A 362-nucleotide genomic window follows, 5' to 3' on the forward strand; every position below is an offset into this window, starting at 1 on the left:
TTTAACAGACATGATTGTATTTGGGTTTGTAATTGCTTGGCGCTTTGCAACTTCCCCAACTTGACGTTCTTCATTTTTGAAAGCTACAACAGAAGGTGTTGTACGGTTTCCTTCTGGATTTGGGATAACCTTTGGTTCTCCACCTTCCATAACAGCTACACAAGAGTTTGTTGTACCTAAGTCAATACCGATAATTTTACTCATGGCGAATCCTCCTAGTTTTATGTAAATTATTGATTTACTTTTACCATTGATGGGCGAATCACACGGTCTTTTAATTTATAACCTTTTTGGAATTCTTCCACAACCGCGTTTGATTCAAATTCACTATCTTCCACTTGCATAATAGCTTGGTGTTCATT

Annotated in this window: 2 protein-coding genes; both read right to left on the minus strand. The window is 37.0% G+C overall.

The genetic code is table 11. The features are described from left to right. The coding region (locus FE392_RS23330; protein WP_319932046.1) for an Hsp70 family protein at positions 1–204 on the minus strand (204 nt) is incomplete at its 3' end. A gap of 26 nt (positions 205–230) precedes the next feature. Next, positions 231–362 (minus strand): nucleotide exchange factor GrpE (gene grpE / locus FE392_RS23335; RefSeq protein WP_500692727.1); only part of this gene is annotated, 132 nt, incomplete at its 5' end.

The sequence above is a fragment of the Xenorhabdus santafensis genome (assembly GCF_033949405.1).
Lineage (GTDB): Bacteria > Pseudomonadota > Gammaproteobacteria > Enterobacterales > Enterobacteriaceae > Xenorhabdus > Xenorhabdus santafensis.